At 61.3% G+C, this 22,465-nt stretch carries 21 protein-coding genes; 13 read left to right on the top strand and 8 right to left on the bottom strand.

Annotated elements, in window-relative coordinates; genetic code table 11:
- The first annotated feature begins 211 nt into the window (after window positions 1-211).
- The 6 genes from rpsF (at window position 212) to alr (ending at window position 4,981) form a co-directional block, all read left to right on the top strand.
- Complete coding sequence (rpsF, locus tag HCI85_RS05945) at window positions 212-634, top strand: 30S ribosomal protein S6 (RefSeq protein ID WP_090249650.1); 423 nt, start codon at window positions 212-214, stop codon at window positions 632-634.
- 28 nt (window positions 635-662) lie between these two features.
- Window positions 663-893, top strand: coding sequence for a 30S ribosomal protein S18 (gene rpsR, locus HCI85_RS05940; protein WP_069519637.1), 231 nt, complete (start codon window positions 663-665; stop codon window positions 891-893).
- 36 nt (window positions 894-929) lie between these two features.
- Complete coding sequence (locus tag HCI85_RS05935) at window positions 930-1,823, top strand: hypothetical protein (RefSeq protein ID WP_167142969.1); 894 nt, start codon at window positions 930-932, stop codon at window positions 1,821-1,823.
- A 21-nt stretch (window positions 1,824-1,844) separates the two neighbouring features.
- Window positions 1,845-2,291 carry a 50S ribosomal protein L9 gene (gene rplI, locus HCI85_RS05930; protein ID WP_090249644.1) on the top strand — a complete coding sequence of 149 codons (447 nt, stop codon included), beginning with the start codon at window positions 1,845-1,847 and terminating at the stop codon, window positions 2,289-2,291.
- A 115-nt stretch (window positions 2,292-2,406) separates the two neighbouring features.
- Window positions 2,407-3,801, top strand: coding sequence for a replicative DNA helicase (gene dnaB, locus HCI85_RS05925; protein WP_090249643.1), 1,395 nt, complete (start codon window positions 2,407-2,409; stop codon window positions 3,799-3,801).
- Between the two features lie 100 nt (window positions 3,802-3,901).
- A complete protein-coding gene (gene alr, locus HCI85_RS05920) occupies window positions 3,902-4,981 on the top strand; it encodes an alanine racemase (RefSeq protein WP_167142965.1) in 1,080 nt (359 codons plus the stop codon).
- A gap of 1 nt (window position 4,982) precedes the next feature.
- Here alr and HCI85_RS05915 read toward each other — a convergent pair whose 3' ends face one another.
- On the bottom strand, window positions 4,983-6,887 hold the full coding sequence (locus HCI85_RS05915; RefSeq protein ID WP_167142961.1) for a diguanylate cyclase: 1,905 nt from the start codon (window positions 6,885-6,887) through the stop codon (window positions 4,983-4,985).
- Window positions 6,888-7,020: 133 nt separating this feature from the next.
- Entirely contained in the window at window positions 7,021-8,898 is a 1,878-nt protein-coding gene (locus HCI85_RS05910; protein ID WP_176600617.1) for a diguanylate cyclase, read from the bottom strand.
- Between the two features lie 231 nt (window positions 8,899-9,129).
- Between HCI85_RS05910 and HCI85_RS05905 the strand changes: the two genes are divergently transcribed.
- Entirely contained in the window at window positions 9,130-11,445 is a 2,316-nt protein-coding gene (locus HCI85_RS05905) for a YgiQ family radical SAM protein (RefSeq protein ID WP_167144302.1), read from the top strand.
- A 72-nt stretch (window positions 11,446-11,517) separates the two neighbouring features.
- On the opposite strand, the gene HCI85_RS05900 is transcribed toward HCI85_RS05905, so the two are convergent.
- The 4 genes from HCI85_RS05900 to HCI85_RS05885 form a co-directional block, all read right to left on the bottom strand.
- Window positions 11,518-12,783 (bottom strand): Hsp70 family protein, encoded by a 1,266-nt coding sequence (locus tag HCI85_RS05900; protein WP_167142955.1) that lies wholly within the window; start codon window positions 12,781-12,783, stop codon window positions 11,518-11,520.
- Between the two features lie 155 nt (window positions 12,784-12,938).
- Window positions 12,939-13,892, bottom strand: coding sequence for a lysylphosphatidylglycerol synthase transmembrane domain-containing protein (locus tag HCI85_RS05895; protein ID WP_167142952.1), 954 nt, complete (start codon window positions 13,890-13,892; stop codon window positions 12,939-12,941).
- A 151-nt stretch (window positions 13,893-14,043) separates the two neighbouring features.
- Entirely contained in the window at window positions 14,044-14,481 is a 438-nt protein-coding gene (locus HCI85_RS05890) for a YqaA family protein (RefSeq protein WP_167142949.1), read from the bottom strand.
- A 24-nt stretch (window positions 14,482-14,505) separates the two neighbouring features.
- Window positions 14,506-15,234, bottom strand: coding sequence for a VC0807 family protein (locus tag HCI85_RS05885; RefSeq protein ID WP_090251281.1), 729 nt, complete (start codon window positions 15,232-15,234; stop codon window positions 14,506-14,508).
- A 588-nt stretch (window positions 15,235-15,822) separates the two neighbouring features.
- On the opposite strand from HCI85_RS05885, the gene HCI85_RS20945 reads away from it, so the two are divergent.
- From HCI85_RS20945 to HCI85_RS05855, 6 genes are all read left to right on the top strand, one after another.
- Window positions 15,823-16,419, top strand: a complete 597-nt coding sequence (locus HCI85_RS20945; protein ID WP_241693734.1) for a substrate-binding domain-containing protein — start codon at window positions 15,823-15,825, stop codon at window positions 16,417-16,419.
- Between the two features lie 88 nt (window positions 16,420-16,507).
- Window positions 16,508-16,759, top strand: a complete 252-nt coding sequence (locus tag HCI85_RS05875; protein WP_167142946.1) for a transporter substrate-binding domain-containing protein — start codon at window positions 16,508-16,510, stop codon at window positions 16,757-16,759.
- 171 nt (window positions 16,760-16,930) lie between these two features.
- On the top strand, window positions 16,931-17,650 hold the full coding sequence (locus tag HCI85_RS05870) for a substrate-binding periplasmic protein (protein WP_167144300.1): 720 nt from the start codon (window positions 16,931-16,933) through the stop codon (window positions 17,648-17,650).
- 43 nt (window positions 17,651-17,693) lie between these two features.
- Window positions 17,694-18,692 (top strand): type II secretion system F family protein, encoded by a 999-nt coding sequence (locus HCI85_RS05865; RefSeq protein WP_167142943.1) that lies wholly within the window; start codon window positions 17,694-17,696, stop codon window positions 18,690-18,692.
- A gap of 127 nt (window positions 18,693-18,819) precedes the next feature.
- Window positions 18,820-19,683, top strand: a complete 864-nt coding sequence (locus HCI85_RS05860) for an isocitrate lyase/PEP mutase family protein (RefSeq protein ID WP_090249614.1) — start codon at window positions 18,820-18,822, stop codon at window positions 19,681-19,683.
- A gap of 74 nt (window positions 19,684-19,757) precedes the next feature.
- Complete coding sequence (locus tag HCI85_RS05855; RefSeq protein WP_160085639.1) at window positions 19,758-20,024, top strand: DksA/TraR family C4-type zinc finger protein; 267 nt, start codon at window positions 19,758-19,760, stop codon at window positions 20,022-20,024.
- Window positions 20,025-20,060: 36 nt separating this feature from the next.
- Here the strand turns inward: HCI85_RS05855 and HCI85_RS05850 are convergent, their stop codons facing one another.
- On the bottom strand, window positions 20,061-20,501 hold the full coding sequence (locus HCI85_RS05850) for a hypothetical protein (protein ID WP_167142940.1): 441 nt from the start codon (window positions 20,499-20,501) through the stop codon (window positions 20,061-20,063).
- 189 nt (window positions 20,502-20,690) lie between these two features.
- Window positions 20,691-22,391, bottom strand: coding sequence for an urease subunit alpha (gene ureC, locus HCI85_RS05845; RefSeq protein WP_167142937.1), 1,701 nt, complete (start codon window positions 22,389-22,391; stop codon window positions 20,691-20,693).
- Window positions 22,392-22,465 lie beyond the last annotated feature (74 nt).

Genomic DNA, 22,465 nt, shown 5'->3' with positions numbered 1-22,465 from the left:
AGGCAATGACTTTTCTGTCCGCGCAATCGCGCAGTATTGTTCAAATAATCACCAGTTCACCTTGCGTGTAGCAGGGGGCTTCACTAGAATGTCGCCCCTTGCCGCGACGGCAGGTGCTTTTGCGCCTTTCTGTTTCAGCAAGACAAACAAGTGAAATTCACTCCTTGCCTGACCGCATTTCGCGGCAGGCTACAACCCGTAAGGAGCATTTATGCGTCATTACGAAATCATCTTTCTGGTTCACCCGGACCAGAGCGAGCAAGTCGGCGGCATGGTTGAGCGTTACACCAAGCTGATCGAAGAAGACGGCGGCAAGATTCACCGCCTGGAAGACTGGGGCCGTCGTCAGCTGGCTTACGCCATCAACAACGTCCACAAAGCTCACTACGTGATGCTTAACGTTGAGTGCACCGGTAAAGCCCTGGCTGAGCTGGAAGACAACTTCCGTTACAACGATGCCGTGATCCGTAACCTGGTCATCCGTCGCGACGAGGCCGTTACTGACCAGTCCGAGATGCTCAAGGCCGAAGAAAACCGCAGTGAGCGCCGTGAGCGTCGTGACCGTCCTGACAACGCCGATTCTGTTGATGGCGATGACAGCGACAACAACGACAGCGACAACGCTGACGAGTAATCCACGGATCTATTGAGGAGCCACTCTCATGGCACGTTTCTTCCGTCGTCGTAAATTCTGCCGTTTCACCGCAGAAGAAGTGAAAGAGATCGATTTCAAAGATCTCAACACGCTGAAAGCTTACATCTCGGAAACCGGCAAGATCGTTCCTAGCCGTATCACCGGTACTAAGGCTCGTTATCAGCGTCAGCTGGCTACCGCTATCAAGCGCGCCCGCTTCCTGGCCCTGCTGCCTTACACCGACAGCCACGGCCGCTGAGACCGGATGTTCGACAAGAAGTAAGGGATAGATCGCATGCGCGCCATAGCTGAATTCATTATGCGCGGCCGTATGCAGGCCACTCTCGTAGTGGTGGTTTCTGCGGCGTTGCCGCTGTTGTTCTGGTTGAGTGCTGCCGCTGGAAGCCTGGTGCTTCTGCGGCGCGGTTGGAGTGATGCCGCTGGCATCCTCGCCTGGGCCCTGCTGCCGGCCATTGGCTGGTGGTATTTCGGTGAGCCGCGCACCCTGTTGGTGTTGCTCGGTGCGCTGGGATTGGCGTTGTTGTTACGCGCCAACCTGTCCTGGAATCGTGTGCTGCTGTGCAGTGTGGCATTGGGCCTGGTGTATGGGCTGGTCTTGGGTGCGGTGTTCCGCGAACCCATCGAAGCAATGGCGCTTGAGCTGCAAAAGCTGATGCCGCAAATGCTTGATGGGGTTCACCAACAGATGTCGGTGGATGAGCGAGCGCGCCTGGATAGCCTGATTGCACCGGTACTGACCGGATTGATCGCGGCGTTGTTGCAGATAGTCAGCTTGTTGAGCCTGATGCTTGGGCGCTTCTGGCAGGCGCAGTTGTATAACCCGGGTGGCTTCGGTCGCGAGTTTCGCGCACTACGCCTCCCGACCCCGCTGGCGATGTTGCTGCTGGTTGGCATGCTGTTGGGGCCCAATCTGGGTCCGCAAATGGCCATGTTGACACCGTTGTGCAGTGTGCCGTTGGCGTTTGCGGGCATCGCCCTGTTGCATGGGATGGTGGCGCAAGGTCGGCTAGGTAAGTTCTGGCTGGTTGGGTTGTACATCACGTTGTTGCTGTTTATGCAGCTGACTTATCCGTTACTGGTGGTTTTGGCCATTGTCGACAGTCTGCTTGATTTTCGTGGTCGCTTTGAGCGCAAACAAGGCTCGGGCCCCGCGAACGGTGAAGGTTAAAAGTTAAGAGGTTATTACCAAATGGAACTGATCCTGCTGGAAAAAGTCGCCAACCTGGGCAACCTGGGCGATAAAGTGAATGTTAAGTCCGGTTACGGTCGTAACTTCCTGCTGCCGCAAGGCAAAGCCACTGCCGCTACTCCTGCAAACGTTGCTGCGTTTGAAGCGCGTCGCGCCGAGCTGGAAAAACTGGCTGCCGAGAAGAAAGCTTACGCTGAATCCCGCGCTGCTCAGCTGGCTGAACTGGAAGTCACCATCACCGCTACCGCGGGCGATGAAGGCAAACTGTTCGGCTCCATCGGTACTCACGACATCGCTGAAGCCCTGACCGCCTCTGGCGTTGAAGTGGCCAAAGCTGAAGTGCGTCTGCCGAACGGCACCATTCGTCAACTCGGCGAATACGACGTAGCCGTGCACCTGCACAGCGACGTTGAAGCAACCGTTAAGGTTGTTGTTGTAGCCGCCTAACTGGCTGCTCAACGGGCTTGCACTTGAGTGCAGGCTCGCTAACATCGGGCACGGCATTGCGAAAGCGATGCCGTGCCCTTTGTTTTTCCAACACAGAATTCTTTGCCCGAGCCTTATGAACGACATCAGCCTGCCCGAACAGTACGATCTGCAAACCTCCGCCCTGAAGGTGCCGCCGCACTCGATCGAGGCGGAGCAAGCCGTACTGGGCGGCCTGATGCTCGACAACAATGCCTGGGAGCGTGTGCTCGATGCGGTGTCCGATGGCGACTTCTATCGGCATGACCACCGCCTGATCTTCCGCGCGATTTTCAAGCTGGCTGAGCGTAACCACCCCTTCGACGTGGTGACTGTATCCGAGCAACTCGATCAGGAAGGGCAGCTGTCGCAAGTCGGCGGCCTGGCCTACCTCGGCGAGCTGGCGAAGAACACTCCCTCGGTGGCCAACATCAAGGCCTATGCGCAGATCATTCGTGAGCGCGCCACGCTGCGCCAGTTGATCGGCATCAGCGGTGAAATCGCCGATAGCGCCTATATGCCGCAAGGCCGTACCGGCGCCGAGATTCTCGATGAGGCCGAACGCCTGATCTTTCAGATCGCCGAAGCGCGGCCGAAGACCGGTGGCCCTGTGGGGATCAACGATATTCTGGTCAAGGCCATCGACCGCATCGATACCCTGTTCAATGCTGGTGACGCGATAACCGGTCTGTCCACCGGCTTTACCGATCTGGACAACCTGACGAGCGGCCTGCAGCCGGCCGACCTGATCATCGTTGCCGGCCGACCGTCGATGGGTAAGACCACCTTCGCCATGAACCTGGTGGAAAACGCGCTGATGCGCAGCGACAAGGTGGTGATGGTGTACTCGCTGGAGATGCCTTCCGACTCCATCGTGATGCGTATGCTCGCCTCGCTAGGGCGTATCGATCAGACCAAGGTGCGTGCCGGTCGCCTGGATGACGACGATTGGCCGCGTCTGACCTCGGCGGTCAATCTGCTCAATGACCGCAAGCTGTTTATTGACGATACCGCCGGTATCTCGCCCTCGGAGATGCGCGCACGTACCCGCCGTTTGGCTCGTGAGCACGGCGAGATCGGTCTGATCATGGTCGACTACCTGCAGCTGATGCAGATTCCAGGTTCCAGCGGCGACAGTCGAGTCAACGAGATTTCCGAAATCTCTCGCTCGCTGAAGGCCCTGGCCAAGGAATTCAATTGCCCGGTTATCGCCCTGTCGCAGCTTAACCGTGGCCTGGAGCAGCGCCCGAACAAACGCCCGATCAACTCTGACTTGCGCGAATCCGGGGCCATCGAGCAGGACGCCGACATCATCATGTTCGTTTACCGCGACGAGGTGTATCACCCCGAAACCGAGTACAAGGGCGTGGCCGAAATCATCATCGGCAAGCAGCGTAACGGTCCATTGGGCACGGCGCGGCTGGCGTTTCTCGGTAAGTTCTCGCGTTTCGAAAACCTCGCGCCGGGTAGCTACCAGTTCGACGACGAGTAGAGCGGCGGGCGCGCAACGCAGCGTGTTGCCGTGTCAGATCAATAAAAACGGGCAGCCAGTGGGTAAACTGGCTGCCCGTTTTGTTTAAGGACTTTTCTCCATGCGGCCCCTTGTAGCTACTGTCGATTTGTCTGCCATTGCCCATAACTACGCGGTGGCCAGGCGCTGTGCGCCGGGGCGGCAGGCGTTTGCGGTGGTCAAAGCGAATGCCTACGGGCATGGCGTGCGCGAGGTGGTGACGGCCTTGCACGATGTCGCCGATGGCTTTGCTGTGGCCAGCCTGGAGGAAGCCGCCGAGGTGCGTGCGCTGCACGGTGAGGCGCGGATTCTGTTGCTCGAGGGCTGCTTTGAAGCGGACGAGTACCAGTTCGCCGCGCAGCTGGATCTGGATGTGGTGCTGCACAGCGAGCAACAGGCGCAGCAGCTGCTCGCCGCTAATCTATCGCGGCCGCTGAATCTGTGGCTGAAGCTGGACAGCGGTATGCACCGCCTGGGCTTCAGCGCCGCTGCTGTGCGTGATTGGCATGGTCGTTTACAGGGCGCAGCGCAGGTAGCCGAGCTGAATCTGCTCAGTCACTTTGCCTGCGCCGATGAGCGCGGCAGTGAAACCACCGAGCTGCAGCTTGAGCAGTTTCTCGAGCTGCTGGATCTGGATTTTGCTCAGCGCTCACTGGCCAACTCTGCGGCAATTTTGACCATTCCGGCTGCGCATATGGATTGGCTGCGTCCGGGCATCATGCTCTATGGCGCAACACCTTTTGCTGATCTGGGTGCCGTTGAGCTGGGCTTGCGCCCGGCGATGAGCCTGACCGCGCAGCTGATTGCCTGTCGCGATGTAGAGGTGGGTGAAGCGGTTGGCTATGGCTGCACCTGGCGTGCTGAGCGGCCGTCGCGTATCGGCACCGTAAGTTGCGGTTATGCCGATGGCTACCCACGCCATGCGCCGGCCGGCACGCCGGTTGTCGTCCGGGGCCTGCGCGTGACGCTGGTCGGGCGGGTGTCCATGGATATGCTGATGATCGACCTTACGGACGTGCCGGATGCCGCCGTGGGCGATGCGGTCGAGCTGTGGGGTGCGCAGTTACCGGTGGATGAGGTGGCGCAGGCAGCCGGCACCATTGGTTACGAGCTGCTCAGCAAGGTCACTGCGCGGGTGCCGCGGCGCTACCGCAACAGCTGAGTCAGAGCAGGCCGCTGGGCACGCTGAGCACATCCAGGTGCAGGCGCGCGCTGTTGCTCAGCTCGCCATCTTCGCCGCACACCGCTGAGCCTGAGCGACCACGTGTCTTGACTCGGTAGAGCATCTCGTCGGCCGCCTTGTACAGCGCGGTAAAGGTACCTGCGTGCTGTGGGTACAGTGCGACGCCAATGCTGATGGTCACGGTCAGCCGTTCTGCACCGTACATCACCGGCTTGGCCAGCTCGGCGAGCAAGCGATTAGCGATTTCCCGGGCATGCTCTTCGGCATCGGCGCCCCCTACCAACACGGCAAACTCGTCGCCGCCCAGGCGTGCCACGGTATCTCCGGCGCGAACATGCTCGCGCAGGCGCAGGGCGATCTGTTGCAGCATCAGGTCGCCGGCATCATGGCCGTGTTTGTCGTTGATCGGCTTGAAGTGATCGAGGTCAATCAACAGCAGGCCCAGTGCTTCACTGTGGCGGCGCGCATTGGCCAGTGCGGTTTCACAGCGCTCCACCAGATAACGGCGGTTCGGCAGCTCGGTCAGCGGGTCGTGAAATGCCGCGTGCTGCAGTGCTTGTTCACGTTGGCGCAGGCGTTCATTAGTGGCGGCCAGTTCTGCGGTGCGCAGGTCAACCGAATGTTGCAGTTCTGCGGCGTTGGCCTGGGCTTGGGTCAGGCGTGCAGTTTTTTCGCGGTCGGCCTGCTGGAGGGCGTCAGCTTTCTCCTGCTTAAGAATCTGGATGCGATAGGCCAGCGCGAAGGAGAACAGAATCGCTTCGGCCGCCACCGCCAGTGGGAACAGGTAAGCGGTGGACTCGCCTGGCTGTACCACGCCAGCGGCGCGCAGCACCAGAATCACAAAGCTCAGCAGCACGCTGCCGTAGCCCAGCAGGTAGAACAGCGCCGGGGTAAAGCCCTGTTTCCAGCGGATGGCCGCGCTGAGCAGCAGGGTGGGCACGGTAACAATCGGGATCAGCCCGATCAGTAGGCCCGTTTCACTGCGATAACCGGCCAGGTTGACCGCCAGGGCCAGCAGGTACACCGCGATACAGCCGTTGAGGATGTGATGGGCAATGCGCAGGGTGGTGCGGGTGGATAGCAGCGCCTGGGCAAAACGCAGGATGCCGAGGCTAACCAGAATGGGCAGGGTGATGCGGTCCAGCCAAGCCGGTACTGGGCCGTCCGGCCAGAGGTACTGAAAACCATGACCGCTCATGCTGGCGATAAAGATCAATGACGCCGCCATGGTCAGCACATACCAGAGGTAGGTCGGGTCGCGTAGGGCCAGCAGGATAAACAGGTTGTAAAGCAGCAGGGCGAGGATCACCCCGTAGATCAGACCGAGCACCAGATGTTCGCGCTTGGCCAGTTGTTCGAGGTCGTGCAGCTGCCAGATACGCAGCGGGAAGGAGTTTCCTGCCGGGTCGTACGTACGCAGGTAAATAGTCTGTGGCTGTTCGTCAAGGACTGGCAGGCGGAACACGGCGCGGCGGTAGTCATGGTCGCGGCCTTCGGCAAAACCGACGCGTTCACCCGCCTGGCGCAGTTGCCATTGGCCCGTGGCGCTGGGAAGAAAGATTTGCAGGTCGAGCAGGGTGACCGCGCCGACTTCCAGCCACCACTGTTCGGGCGCGTCACTGGCGCGTTTCAGGCTGAGTTTGATCCACCAGGGGTTGCTGCTCTGACCAACGCTGGTGCGCCCGGCGGCGGGTTGAAAGCGGCTTTGCACGGCGGCGTCGGCCATGTCGGCAATGCTCAGTTGGCCGTCGACATCCTCCAGCAGTTCGATCTGGCCGTTGAGCACGCTGCCACTGCTGGAGGTGCTCAGCTGCACCGTGCTGGCAACGCCCGGGCCGCTAAACAGGCTCAGCAGTAGAAAAATGGATAGGGTGAGGCGCTGCACTGCTGACTTCCCGGTGTCGAGTGGCGGTTGCGCGAGTATAGGCGCAGCGGCGTGATCGTTCACAGAAGTTGCCGGCACGTCGTTGGTTGGGTGGATGGCTGGGCTGCGCGAGGTGATCTCGACCGTTTAGCCGTCAGCTCAAACCGCTGGGTACGTTGAGCACGTCCAGTTGCAGGCGTGCACTGCTGCTCAGTTCGCCATCTTCTCCGCACACCGCTGAGCCCGAGCGACCACGGCCCTTGACCTTGTAGAGCATTTCATCCGCCGCCTTGTACAGCGTGGTGAAATTGCTGGCGTGGCGCGGGTACAGCGCCACACCGATGCTGATGGTCACGGTCAGCCGATCCGCGCCATAGGCCACCGGTTTAGCCAGTTCATCCAGCAAACGGCGAGCGATTTCGCGGGCGTGCTGTTCGGCGTCTTCGCCGCAGATCAGTACGGCAAACTCATCACCGCCCAGGCGTGCAACGGCATCTCCCGAGCGCACATGTTCGCGCAGGCGCTGGGCGATGGTTTGCAGCATCAGGTCGCCGGCATCGTGGCCATATTTGTCGTTGATCGGCTTGAAATGGTCGAGGTCAATCAGCAGCAGGGCGGTGGCTTCATTGTGCCGCCGCGCATTGGCCAGTGCGGCCTCGCAGCGCTCGACCAGAAAACGCCGGTTAGGCAGCTCGGTTAGCGGGTCGTGGAAGGCGGCGTGCTGTAGCTCGCGCTCGCGTTCGCAGAGTTGCTGGTTGGCCTGTGCCAGTTCGGCAGTACGCAGCTTGACCGCACTTTGTAGTTCATCGGCGCTGCCTTGCATCTGCGCCAGGCGCGCAGTTTTTTCGCGGTCTGCCTGCTCCAGGGCTTCGGCTTTTTCCTGCTTGAGCGTCTGGATGCGGTATGCCAGGGCGAAGGAGAACAGAATCGATTCGGCCGCCACCGACAGTGGGAATACGTAAGCATTCCAGATGGCCGGTTGTACCAGGCCGGTGGCGCGCATCAGCGCCAGACTGATGCTGCCGAGAATCAGGCCATAGCCACAGAGATACAGCAGGGCCGGGAAGTAACCCTGGCGCCAGCGAATCAGTGCCGAGCCCAGCGCTGCTGGGATGCTGGTTAGCGATAGCAGGGCGATGATCCAGGCTGCGGTATGGCGTTGTCCCAGGCCCTCCAGGGCGACTGCAATCACATAGCAGACGCATGCCAGGCTTAACAGGTGATGAGCCCAGCGCACATGGGTGCGGGTTTGCATCAGGCATTGAGTAAAGCGGCAGGCGCAGAAGCCCCACAGAGAAGGCAGAGTGACACGGTCCAGCCAGAAGGGCACGGGATTGTTTGGCCACAGGTACTGAAAGCCATGGCCGCTCATGCTGAGGATCATCAGCAGAGCGCCGGCGGTGGTCAGCACGTACCAGAAATAGGCCGAGTCACGCAGGCTGAAGAAGATAAACAGGTTGTACAGCAGCAGCGCGGCGATGATGCCGTAGACCACCCCAAGTGCGAGGTTCTCTTCTGCGGCTCCTTGGGTCAGCTGATCCAGCTGCCAGGCGCGCATCGGGAACGAGTTGCCGGCCGGGTCATAGCTGCGCAGATAAAAAGTCAGGGGTTGTTGGCTCAGCTCCGGCAGCTTGAACAGCATGTGGCGGAATTCGTGATCGCGGCCTTCTTTATGGCTGACCAGCTCGCCAGATTGGCGCTCCTGCCAACGGCCATTCTGCTCGGGCAGGTACAGGCGCAGGTCGAGCTGGGTGACCGAGCTGACTTCCAGCCACCACTGGCTGGGTGCATCGCTAGTGCGCTGGAGGGTAACCTTGATCCACCAAGGGTTAAGACTCTGGCCTACGCTGGCGCGGCCATTGGCCGGCTTGAAGCGGCTCTGAATAGTCGGGTCGGCCATATCGGCAATGGTCAGTTGTGCGCTGTTGTCTTCCAGCAGTTCTATGTCGGTGTTCAGGGAAATGCCACTGCTGGTGGGCGTTAGCGTGATGGCTGCGCTCGAAAAGCCGGGCAGCAAGGCTAGGCTCAGCATGATTAGGATTGAAAAAGCTAAGCGTTGCACCACGTTCACCCCTTGTCCCGGCTATTGGAGACCGATGTTGTGCGTCCGAGTATAGCCGTAAGCCACTACGCTGCTGCTACAGCGCTAGGGGGATTTCAGTCATTAAACCTAGCTCCGGAGTCGGGTTTGGTTAAATTTTGTGCTATATTCCGCGCCCGCGATTTTCCATCCTGTTCGCCACCGCCGGTCACTTTCATGTCCATGCAAACCGCCAAGCCGTTATTCGATTATCCAAAGTACTGGGCCGAGTGTTTCGGGCCTGCGCCCTTCCTGCCAATGAGCCGGGAAGAGATGGATCAGCTGGGCTGGGACAGCTGCGACATCATCATCGTGACCGGTGACGCGTATGTGGATCACCCATCGTTTGGCATGGCGATTATCGGCCGGCTGCTGGAGTCGCAAGGCTTTCGTGTGGGCATCATCGCCCAGCCAAACTGGCAGTCGAAAGACGACTTTATGAAGCTCGGCGAGCCGAACCTGTTCTTCGGCGTCGCGGCCGGCAACATGGACTCGATGATCAACCGCTACACCGCCGACAAGAAAATCCGCTCCGACGATGCCTATACCCCTGGCGGTATGGCCGGCAAGCGACCGGACCGCGCCAGCCTGGTGTACAGCCAGCGCTGCAAAGAAGCCTACAAAAACGTGCCGATCGTGCTCGGCGGTATCGAAGCCTCCCTGCGCCGCATCGCCCACTATGACTACTGGCAAGACCGCGTGCGCAACTCGATCCTGATCGACGCCAGCGCCGATATCCTGCTGTACGGCAACGCCGAGCGCGCCATCGTTGAAGTGGCCCAGCGCCTGTCCTACGGTCACAAGATCGAAGACATCACCGACGTGCGCGGCACCGCGTTTATCCGTCGTGATACGCCGCAGGGCTGGTATGAGGTGGACTCCACCCGTATTGATCGGCCGGGCAAGGTCGACAAGATCATCAACCCGTACGTGAACACTCAGGATACCCAGGCCTGCGCCATCGAGCAGGAGAAGGGCCCGCAGGAAGACCCGAACGAGCCGAAGGTTGTGCAGCTTCTTGCCAGCCCACGGATGACCCGCGACAAGACGGTGATTCGCCTGCCGTCCATGGAAAAGGTGCGTAACGACCCGGTGTTGTACGCCCACGCCAACCGCGTGCTGCACCTGGAAACCAACCCGGGCAACGCCCGCGCGCTGGTGCAGAAGCATGGCGAAGTGGATGTGTGGTTCAACCCGCCACCCATCCCGATGACTACCGAGGAAATGGACTACGTGTTCGGCATGCCCTATGCGCGCGTCCCGCACCCGGCGTATGGCAAAGAGAAAATCCCTGCCTACGACATGATCCGCTTTTCAGTGAACATCATGCGTGGCTGCTTTGGTGGTTGCACCTTCTGCTCGATCACCGAGCACGAAGGCCGGATTATTCAGAACCGCTCGGAAGAGTCGATCATCCGTGAGATCGAAGAGATCCGCGACAAGGTGCCAGGCTTTACCGGGGTGATTTCCGACCTTGGCGGGCCGACCGCGAATATGTACCGCATTGCCTGCAAGAGCCCGGAAATCGAATCCGCCTGCCGCAAGCCATCGTGCGTGTTCCCTGGCATCTGCCCGAACCTGAACACCGATCACTCGTCGCTGATTCAGCTGTACCGCAGCGCCCGCGCGCTGCCAGGGGTGAAGAAGATTCTGATCGCCTCGGGCCTGCGTTACGACCTGGCCGTGGAGTCGCCGGAGTATGTGAAGGAGCTGGTCACCCACCACGTCGGTGGCTACCTGAAGATCGCCCCGGAGCACACCGAGGAAGGCCCGCTGAATCAAATGATGAAGCCGGGCATTGGCAGCTACGACAAGTTCAAGCGCATGTTCGAGAAGTACTCGAAAGAGGCGGGCAAAGAGCAGTACCTGATTCCGTACTTTATCGCCGCGCACCCGGGTACCACCGACGAGGACATGATGAACCTCGCGCTGTGGCTCAAGGGCAACGGCTTCCGTGCCGACCAAGTGCAGGCCTTCTACCCGTCGCCGATGGCCACCGCCACGGCTATGTATCACTCGGGCAAGAACCCGCTGCGCAAGGTCAGCTACAAGAGCGACGGCGTGACCATCGTCAAGAGCGAGGAGCAGCGTCGCCTGCACAAGGCGTTCCTGCGCTATCACGACCCGAAAGGCTGGCCGATGCTGCGTGAAGCGCTGACCCGCATGGGCCGCGCTGACCTGATTGGGCCAGGCAAGAACCAACTGATCCCGCTGCATCAACCCGCCACTGACAGCTACCAGAGCGCGCGTCGCAAGAACTCGACGCCAGCCGGTAGCCACAAGGTCGCCAAGGACACCACCAAGAGCAAGCCGATGCTGACCCAACACACCGGCTTGCCACCCCGTGACACCGGGGCGGCGGGCGGTAACCCGTGGGACAAGCGTGAGCAGGCCAAAGCCGCTGCGCAGGCGCGTAATCAGCAAGCGGCCAAGGAACGTGCCGATGCTGCCAAGGGCAAAGGCAAGAAACCGGTGAAGAAGCCGGCCGTGCCGCGCTGATTCTGCAGCAATAAAAAACGCCAGCTTCGAGCTGGCGTTTTTTATTGTGGCCGGGCGCCTTGCGGCATTTGATCAGCCGTAGCGCTTCTGCGCTTCGATGGCCAGGCCGCTGCCGATGCTGCCGAAGGTATTGCCTTCCACATGCTGGGCATTGGGCAGCATGGCTGCGACGCTCTGGCGCAGCGCCGGAATACCGCTGGAACCGCCGGTGAAGAACACTGTATCCACTTGCTCGACACTGACGCCGGCATCGCTTAACAGCTGGGTGACACTGGCGCGCACGCGTTCCAGCAACGGCTCGATGGCATCCTCAAACAGCGTGCGGGTCAGCTCGGCGACCAGGCCCTCTTCCAGGCGGCTGAGGTCGATGGGGCGCGCATCCTGCTCGGTCAGGGCGATCTTGCTTTCCTCGACCTGCATGGCCAGCCAGTGGCCGTCACGGCGCTCGATCAGCTGGAACAGCCGGTCGATACCGGTAGGGTCGACGATGTCGTAGCGCATACTCTGCAGCTGGCGCTGCGACTGCGCCGAGTACACCGCGTTGATGGTGTGCCAGGTGGCCAGGTTGAGGTGGGTGCTGGTGGGCATCGGCGCATCGCTCTTCATCCGGCTGCCGTAGCCAAACAGTGGCATCACCCCAGCCAGAGAAAGCTGCTTGTCGAAGTCGGTACCGCCGATGTGCACGCCGCCGGTGGCGAGGATGTCGTTGTGGCGATCAGCCACTGCGCGACGTTCGGGCGCCAGGCGTACCAGGGAGAAGTCCGAGGTACCACCGCCGATGTCGACAATCAGTACCAGCTCTTCGCGGCTGATGCCCGACTCGTAGTCGAAGGCTGCGGCGATAGGCTCGTACTGGAACGATACGTCCTTGAAACCGAGCTTGTGCGCCACGGCCACCAGAGTGTTTTGTGCTTCCAGGTCAGCCACCGGGTCATCGTCGACGAAGAACACCGGGCGGCCCAGCACCACTTCTTCAAAGGGACGGCCGGCAGTGGCCTCGGCGCGGTTTTTCAGCTCACCGATAAAAAAACCGAGCAGGTCTTTAAACGGCAGGGCGCTGCCCAGCACGGTGGTTTCGCTTTTTAGCAGCTTGCTGCCCAAGAGGCTTTTCAGCGAGCGCATCAGGCGGCCTTCGTAGCCTTCCAGGTATTCCTGCAGGGCCAGGCGGCCATAGACCGGGCGGCGCTCTTCGAGGTTGAAGAACACCACCGAGGGCAGGGTGATCTTGCCGTCTTCCAGTGGGATCAGGGTTTCGGCGTCGGGGCGCAGCCAGCCGACGGTGGAGTTGGAGGTGCCGAAGTCGATGCCGCAGGCGCGGGCGGGTGTAGAGTGAGTCATGCGGCGCGCTGTTCCTGAATAAGTACCGGGAAGTTTCTGAGCATCCTGTCACGAAGCCGGCGAGTGGCTGTTGTGCAGGCGTGCCGCAAAAACGGCCGCGCATTCTATGCGAGTGCGCGGCGCAATGCTGCCCCCGGTTATCCGGTGTGTGCGACTCAGGGCAAGGGCGGGTTGTCAGGGGTGTTGCGGCGGCTCTGCCACTGCGACCACTCAAAGCCCAGCACCACCAGCAACGACAGGGCGAACGGCAGCAGCAGGTAGAAGCAGCGGAACACTATCAGTGCCGCAAGCACGTCAGCGGCGGGCAGCTCGGGCATTGCCGCGAGGAAGGTCACTTCCAGTACGCCCAGGCCGCCAGGGGCGTGAGACAACAGTGCCAGGGAGAACGAGGCGAGGAACACGCCGAATACCACCAGATAGCCAGGGTTGTGCTCAGCCGGCAGGGCGAAGTAGATGATCGCTGCCGCACAGGCTAGCTCCAGCGGTCCGGCCAGCAACTGGCGGCCGACAATCCCCAGGCGCGGGTATTCGAGATGCAGCTTGCCCCAGTGCCAGGGCTTGAAGTGCCGCCAGGAGCCGAGCACATAGAGTGCAACCAACAGCAGCAGGAGCACGCCGATAATCTCGGAGACCAGCGGTGTGACCTTGGCCACGCGGTGGATCAGATCCGGCTCTAGCACCAGTACGCAGCCGCTGGCGAGGATGGTGCCGAGGACGAAGGTGAAGGAGCAGAAGACGATCAGGATGCCGATTTCCTGCGGCGTCATGCCTTTGCTGCGGTAAGCGCGATAACGTACCAGGGCGCCGGAGAATACTGAGGCGCCGATGTTGTGGGCCAGCGCATAGGTGGTGAAGGAGCACAGGCTGATAAAGCGCCAGGAAATCTTCTTGCCCAGGTGAGCCAGGGCGATGCGATCGTACCAGGCCAGGGCGCTGTAGGCGCCCAGAGTGGCCAAGGCGGCTAGCAGCCAATCCAGGCGCGGGATGGCGCGCAGGCTATCGGCAATTTCATCGAGGGAAATGGTGCGCACTTGGTGATAGAGCAAGTAGCACGACAGCAGCACGGCGCTCAGCCCCACCAGGGTCCAGGCCAGATCGCTCCTTTTCATTACGGATGCCGCTCCACTCTGATCACTCCTTCGCACGGTGACGGTCTTCGCACACGCCCGTGCGAAGGCTGCGCAGTATCACGGAGGCATGGCCGATGCTCAACCTCAGAGTTGCCCTTGGCGTTACGGCGTGTGTCGTGCAGGGGGGAGGTCAGCCCCAACCGAGGGTCAGGGCTACCAATACAGCATAGCGGGCGGTTTTCGCCAGACCGACGATCAGCAGGAAAACCCACAGGCGTTCGCGCATGACCCCTGCCACCACGGTCAGCGGGTCACCGATGATCGGTACCCAGCTCAGCAGCAGTGACCAGCGGCCATAACGGGCATAGCCGCGTTGCGCTTGCTGCAAGCGCGCCTCACTGACCGGGAACCAGGGCTTGTGACGAAAGTGCTCAAGGTAACGGCCCAGCAGCCAGTTGAGCAGCGCGCCGAGAATGTTCCCGGCGCTCGCTACCGCCAGCAGCAGCCAGGGTGAATAGGTGCCGTTGAGCAACAACGCCACCAGCACGCTTTCCGATTGCAGTGGCAGCAGCGTGGCGGCGCCCAGGGCCGAAATAAACAGGCCCAGGTAGGCAGAGAACGTCAGCATTCCGGGTGCGCCGGATTGCCTGGCTTAAGGCTGTTTTTCCTGCTCGGCATTGGCCATCACGTCTTCCAGCTTGAGGCCGGTCAGCCCGTGAATGGTGCGCCACAGGTAATAGAAGATGGCCATCAGCATGATCATCGAGGGGATTGCGATCATCGGGTAGCTGAGCAGGTTCATCCGCCCCAGTTCGGCGTTGAAGGCTTCGCTGCCGGCCGGGCTGATGACGATCCACTTGGCCAGCACGTAGTTCATGGCCGAGGAAAAGAAGAAGGTGCCGCTCAGCCAGTAGGTCGCTCTGAGCAGGCGCGTTTCGAACAGCGCGGTATTGCCGGCCTGCTCCAGGCGCTCATGGATCTTATCGACGTTGAGCACGGTCTTGTTGAACAACATGGTACGAATCAACGGGAAGCGGGTGCGCGTCGAGACAAGCACGGCAATACCGATGATGCCGGGGATCGCCGCTTCCTTGATCGCCAGCCACTGGTTGTCCAGCTTGAGCAGGCCGATGCCGCCAGTCAGCAGCACACTGACCAGCCCGAGCAGGGCGATAAAGTTGAATTTGCGGTACTTGATCAGCTCGAAGCTGCCCCAGCCCAACGGGAAGGCCAGCGCCAGCATCAGCGCGCCATCAGCGCCCAGTCGGCTCTCGCCGCTGAGTTTCATCAGGATCAGGGAAGGAATCAGGATGCTGACCAGCAGATCGATCAGCGGGCGGGGTTTGTGCGTGGCCTGAGTGCTGTGCGTGGTATCGGTCATGTCATTCAAGGTGTAGGAGAGAGGCGCGATCATCGCCTGCTTGAGCGGCCGCTACCAGCCCAGCCGTCGCCTGGAGTGTGAAAAAGTGTGAGGCCGGGTGCTGCCGTTCAGTTTTTGACGGGCCGTGACTGCTCTGCGCCCGGCGAGGCTAACTGCTTGATGCTAATCTGCTAGCACTGGCTCTAGAATCAGTCCGGCAGTGGCACACGGGTGCTTGTTGGTCTCGTTTTTGGGAGTGATCGCCATGCATTGCCGAGGCTTGTGGAAACCGCTGGTGGCGTTATGCGTGCTGTTGAGTGGGTGGGTGTCCTCGGCGATGGCATGCGTGGGAGTGGTGACCGCCAGCTTCACGCCCTACTGGAGCCAGGTGGAAGCGGGGGCGCGGCAGGCCGGGGCCGAGAATCGGCTGGAAGTGCTTGTTCGTGGGCCCACCCATGAAGGCAGCGTGGAGACCCAGTTGGAAATGATTGACTGGGTACTGGCGCGCGGTTGCCGAACGCTGGTCATCGCACCCAGCGGTGAGGAGATCACGCGGCGGGTTAATCAGCTGTCAGCCAGCGGAATAACCACTATTTTTTTGACCGCGACATGCCAGGTCGCGTGGCGCGCGGCCTCGTCGCGACCGATAACTACCGCGCCGGTGAGCAGGCTGGGCAATACCTGGTGCGCGCTCTGGGTGGGCGGGGCACCGTCGCGCTATTGCGTTTGCGCCCCGACGTGACGTCGACCACCGAGCGCGAGCGTGGCTTTCGCCAGGCCGCAGAGGCTGGGGGCTTGCAGGTGCTGCTGGATGTCTATGTAGGCGAAGACAGGCAGTTGGCCGTGCAGGCGCTGCAAGGGCAGGTCGATCAGTTGGATGGGCTGTTCACGCCGAACAGCACGAGTTCCCGTGCGGTATTGGCTGCGTTGCGGCGTTTGGGTAAAACCGGGCAGCTGCTGCATGTGGGCTTCGATGGCGACCCGTTATTGATCGAGGCGTTGCGGTCGGGGGAAATTCACAGCCTGTATATCCAGCAGGCCCATCTGCTGGGCTTCCGTGCCGTGCAGTTAGCCGCACGTGCTGCGCGTGGCGAGTTGCCGGCGGAGCGTGTGGTGGTCGCCCTGGACGCTGAGCGAATTGACCAGGGCAACTTGGCGCAGTGGGAGCAAACGCAGTTGCAGAACACGCTCTCTGGCCAGCCCTAAGCGGTTTTGTGAGGCCGCGAACTGGCTGTGATGTCGTGGCCTGCATATCATGAACCGGGTCTTGCCCTCGTTTGTCCGAGGTGTTGCCATGCGGCTTATGCCCCTGCTTGGTGCTCTGTTGCTGCTCATCGGTTACTCCAGCCTGGCGCTGGCCGCGAAGTTGCAGCTGTATACCGAGGAATACCGCCCGCTGAGCTATTTCGACGATGGCAAGCTCACCGGCATGGCGGTTGAAGTCGTCGAGCAACTGATCCAGCGCACTGGGGCTTCGGCAAGCATTCAGGTGGTGCCCTGGACCCAGCGTTGGTGCAGCGTTGGCAGCAGGCGCTGGATCAATTGACCCGTGATGGCGGGCTACTGCGCATCCATCGGCGTTGGTTGTCTGACCCTAACAGCATGCCGGTACTGGCCCCGGCGCCTTGACGCAATTCGTTGGCACTGAGCTAGTCTGATTGCAGTGCCCGGAGATTCCATCTTGCTGAAACGATGTTGCCTGCTCAGTATCTGGCTGATGTGCTGCTTGTCCGGTTCGCTTCGTGCTGAGTTGCAGCTGCTGACCGAGGAGGCCCCACCCACCAGCTTCAGCCAGAATGGTGAGCTGCATGGCTTGGCGGTGGAAGTGGTGCGTGAGCTCATCAGGCGCACGGGCGATGAGGCGCGCATCCAGTTGCTGCCTTGGACGCGTGCCTACCACCTGGCCCAGCAGCAGGCCGATACAGCGATTTTCTCCACCGTGCGCACCCCTGAGCGGGAGGCCAAGTTTCAATGGGTGGGGCCCTTGTTGATCGGCACCACCAGTTTCTACTCGTTGAAGTCACGCAATCTGCAGTTCGATAACCTGCAGCAGGCGGCCGACAGTGGCCCTCTGGCTGTGCCGAAGCAGTGGTACACCTATGAGACGTTGGCGGCGCGAGGGTTCACGAACCTCTATGGGGTGACCAGTTCGAAGAGCATGGTGACCATGCTCAAACATGGCCGTGTGCAATTGATTGCCACCGAAGACCTGACGCTGGATGCTGAGCTGGCGCGCGGTGGGTTGCGCGCCGACCAAGTGCAAGCGCACCTGCCGTTTATGCGCTCGGCCTACTACATCGCCTTTTCCCCGCAAACGGATGCCGCTGTCGTGCAGCGCTGGCGTCGTGCACTGGATGGTATGCATCAGGATGGTAGTTTCACTGAGATTTTTCGCCGTTGGATGCCACACGCCCAACCGCCCACTGTGACTGAATAGTCCAGCCCCTACAGATCACCCATTTACGTATCGAGCATTGTTAATGCCCCGTCCTGTTTCGCTGGATTTTTCAGCCCGTGCGCAGTTATTTGCCCACTTGGCCGCTATGGAAAAAGCTGGGGTGCCTGTGACGCAGGCATTGCTCAGCGTATCGCTACCGGGGGGCAGCAAGGCCGCGTTATCCAGCCTGCAGGCACAGATAGCCAGCGGCAGCGATATGGCCAGTGCCGGACTGCGCAGTGGCGTGTTCACCCCGCTGGACAGCACCCTGCTGCGCGCCGCCCAGGCCAGCGGTTGTCTGGCTGCGGTTTATCAGCGACTGGCCGAGCGCTACAGCCACCGTGCGCAGCAGGGCGCGGCTGTAAAGTCACGGTTGCTGTTGCCCGCCGCGGTGTTGGTGTTGGCGTTATTTATCCAGCCGCTGCCTGCATTGGTCGGTGGCCAGCTGAGTATTGCCGGGTATCTGTGGGGCGTACTCTGGCCGGTGCTGGCGCTGGGTACGCTCTACGCGTTGGGGCGTGGACTTTATCGTCGGCGTGAGCGCGCGCCAGCGCCAGCGGCGACGGCTTCGCCGCTCGATGCCCTGCTGGTGGGCGTGCCGGTCTTTGGCACGGCGCTGCTGCGGCGTAATCTGCGGGACTTTTTCGAGAGCCTGGGACTGATGCTGGAGGCTGGCATGCCCATGCTCGACGCCCTGCCCAAGGCCTGCGCGGTGATCCGCCATGCGCCACTGCGCAAGCGGTTCAGTGGTGTGCAGCTGGCTGTTCAGCGTGGTCAGAGCTTGGCGCAGGCGTTGGCCAGTCTGGACTTCCCCGGCCATGGCTTGGCTCTTGGCCTGATTCGTACGGGGGAGGCCAGTGGCACCTTGCCAGCCAGCCTACTCAACTACGCCGGGGTGGAAACACAGAAACTCGATAGCCTGACCGAACAGCTGGCGACCTGGTTGCCGCGTGCGCTCTATGCCGGGGTAATGCTGTGGATGGCCTATGGGCTGCTGACTGGCGCAGGCTTTGGGCCGCGCTTACCGGCAGAGTTAGGTTAGTGACACGGTGGACTGAAAGGAGGGTGCAAGGTTACTGGTCGACTATGTAGTTTTACTACATGACGGGTTTTGTAGTTTTGCTACATAATCACTCGCTCAGAATTGACCATGAACGATGGTGCACCCCATGCAAAGAGCCTCGCATCACGACCTTCGCGCACAATTTCGTGCGCTTCTTGCTTCGAATAGCTGCTATCACACCGCTTCTGTGTTTGATCCTATGGCCGCTCGAATTGCCGCTGACCTTGGCTTTGAGGTCGGCATTTTGGGTGGTTCTGTAGCTTCACTACAAGTTCTGGCCGCACCGGATTTCGCCCTGATCACCCTCAGCGAGTTTGTCGAGCAGGCCACGCGGATCGGCCGCGTCAGCCGCCTGCCGGTTATCGCCGATGCTGACCACGGCTATGGCAATGCGCTCAACGTAATGCGCACGGTGGTGGAACTGGAGCGCGCGGGGATTGCCGCGCTGACCATCGAAGACACCCTGCTACCCGCGCAATTCGGCCGTAAGTCCACCGACCTGATCAGTATCGACGAAGGTGTAGGCAAGATCCGTGCGGCCCTGGAAGCGCGGGTTGATCCGGACCTGGCGATCATCGCTCGCACCCATGCCGGCGTGCTGGATGTCAGCGAAGTGATTCGTCGTACCCAGGCCTATCAGGCGGCCGGCGCTGATGCCATCTGCCTGGTTGGGGTCGAGGATTTTGCTCACTTAGAGCAGATTGCTGCGCACCTCAGCGTTCCGTTGATGCTGGTGACTTACGGCAACCCGTCGTTGCGCGATAACGCGCGTCTGGCCAGCTTAGGTGTGCGCATCGTGGTCAACGGCCATGCCGCCTACTTCGCTGCGATCAAGGCCACTTACGACTGCCTGCGTGAGCAGCGCGGTGTCGATGCGTGCGACCTCAACGCCACCGAGCTGACCCACAAATACACTCAGCCCGAGGACTACATTGTCTGGGCGCGCGAGTTTATGGAGGTCAAGGAGTAGGGCGACCGCGTGCGCTTGAGATTTGCCCGCAGGCGGCGCATATCTAGAGGCATACACGGCGGAGGAAAAGTGCGATGGCCGGTGGCTGGGCAAATGATGGTGCGGTACAGGAGCAGATCGACAGCAGCATCGAGGACGCCATTCAGCGCGCCCGCAGCCAGCTGCCGCGCGGCGAAAGCCTGAGCCATTGCGAGGAATGCGCCGCCGCCATTCCCGAGGCGCGGCGCAACGCCATCCCCGGTGTGCACCTGTGCGTGGCCTGCCAGACCGCGCATGACAAGGAGCAGGCCCGATTCAGCGGCTATAACCGCCGGGGCAGCAAGGACAGTCAGCTGCGCTGAGGCGCGCCGCAACGCCCATCGCCCGCGTAGCCAGCGTCAGGCGCGAATATCCACGCCATCAGTCTGGCTCTGCATGATCGACATGGCCGACTGCAGCATCTTCAAGGTCGCCGAGTCGTTACGCGCTGTGGCGCCTTCAATGCCGGCGCGGCCCTTCTGGGTAAAGTCATAGCGCGTGCTGTCGTTTGCCGCGGGCAGCTCGCCTGTCAGACCGCCGGCTACCGGTATTTTCATGCTCATGGCCATAAACGCGCGGCTGTCATCGAGTGACATCTGCCCGCTGCGGATTTTACCGTTGGTCCAGTCGCGCAGGTCCTGGCGGGTCATGCTGCTGAAGTCTGCGGGTGCTGTTATCGGCGCGCTGGATGCGGTGCTGGCCAGCACCGCCGAGAAGGACCTATCAGTGCTTCGGTTCAGGTTGGCCGCTGACGCACGTTGGTTGGCCGCTGGGTAGGTGGCTCCTGCATCAATTCTCATGGCGGTTCCTTGCGACCGGCTAAATGAGCCTTGTGCCGAGCAAAACCTGCGCCAAATCGTTGCATCCGCCGGGCTGAGCGGCTTCTGCGGCGTACGAAGCCTGCCCGATCAGCGCGTTAGGCGGGCCGTTCGGCAACAGCTTGCCGGTAATCGGGCAACCTGTTGCCGGCAGCCAGGCCTCTGACTGTGTCAGAACAGGAAATAACGCTGCGCCATTGGCAGTACATCCGCCGGCTCGCACCAGAGCAGCTGACCATCGGCCTTGACCTGATAGTTCTGCGGGTCGACTTCGATGGTCGGCAGGTAATCGTTGTGGATCAGGTCGGTCTTCTGCACCTCGCGGCAGCCTTTGACCACGCCGATCTTTTTCTTCAATCCCAGCTGCTCGGGTACGCCGGCCTCGAACGCGGCTTGGCTGATAAAGGTGATGCTGGTGGCATGCCGGCTGCCGCCGTAGCTGGCGAACATCGGTCGGTAGTGCACGGGTTGCGGCGTGGGGATCGAGGCATTGGCGTCGCCCATCAGGCTGGCGGCAATCGCGCCGCCCTTGAGGATCAGCGTCGGTTTGACGCCGAAGAAGGCCGGGCGCCAGAGCACCAGATCCGCCCATTTGCCCACTTCGATCGAGCCCACTTCATGGCTGATGCCGTGGGTGATGGCCGGGTTGATGGTGTACTTGGCGATATAGCGTTTGACCCGGAAATTGCTGTTGCCGGGGCCGTCGCCTTCCAGCGGGCCGCGCTGTTTGTGCATCTTGTCGGCGGTCTGCCAGGTGCGGGTGATGACCTCGCCAACGCGGCCCATGGCCTGGCTGTCGGAGCTGATCATGCTGAACGCGCCGAGGTCATGCAGGATGTCTTCCGCGGCAATGGTCTCGCGGCGGATGCGGCTCTCGGCGAAGGCTACGTCCTCGGCGATACTTGGGTCGAGGTGATGGCAGACCATCAGCATGTCCAGGTGCTCGTCGATGGTGTTGCGGGTGAACGGCCGGGTCGGGTTGGTCGAGCTGGGCAGTACATTGGGGAAGCCGCAGGCTTTGATGATGTCCGGTGCATGGCCGCCGCCGGCGCCCTCGGTATGGTAGGTGTGAATGGTGCGGCCTTTGAACGCGCCGAGGGTGGTCTCGACGAAGCCGGACTCGTTCAAGGTGTCGGTGTGGATGGCCACCTGTACGTCATATTTGTCAGCGACCGACAGGCAGTTGTCGATCGCCGCCGGGGTGGTGCCCCAGTCCTCGTGCAGCTTGAGGCCGATAGCGCCAGCCTTGACCTGCTCAATCAACGGCTCGGGCAGCGAGGCGTTACCCTTGCCGGTAAAGCCCAGGTTCATCGGGAAGGCGTCGGCGGCCTGGAGCATGCGCGCCATATGCCATGGCCCGGAGGTGCAGGTGGTGGCGTTGGTGCCGGTAGCCGGCCCGGTGCCGCCACCGATCATGGTGGTGACGCCGCTCATCAACGCCTCTTCGATCTGCTGCGGGCAGATAAAGTGGATATGGGTATCGATGCCGCCCGCGGTGAGGATCATGCCTTCACCGGCGATCACCTCGGTGCCGGCGCCGATGGCGATGGTCACGTCCGGCTGGATATCCGGGTTGCCGGCCTTGCCGATGGCGGCGATACGGCCGTCCTTGAGGCCGACGTCAGCCTTGACGATGCCCCAGTGATCGATGATCAACGCGTTGGTGATCAGCGTATCGACCACATCGGCGGCGCACAGTTGCCCCTGGCCCATGCCGTCGCGGATCACCTTGCCGCCGCCGAATTTCACTTCTTCACCGTAGGTGGTGAAGTCCTTCTCGACCTCGATCCACAGCTCGGTATCGGCCAGGCGCACCTTGTCGCCGACGGTAGGGCCGAACATATCGGCGTAGGCTTGGCGGGAGATTTTCATGCTGTGGGTCCTGTCCTTAGCGTAGACAACGCGAAGCTTGTCCACCGTGAGTCTGCTGGGGTGGAAAAGCCTTC

This window comes from Pseudomonas sp. OTU750018 (genome assembly GCF_011636575.1).
Taxonomy (GTDB): domain Bacteria; phylum Pseudomonadota; class Gammaproteobacteria; order Pseudomonadales; family Pseudomonadaceae; genus Aquipseudomonas; species Aquipseudomonas peli.
The sequence above is the reverse complement of the archived record's forward strand: the minus strand, read 5'-3'. Positions and strand labels throughout refer to the sequence as shown.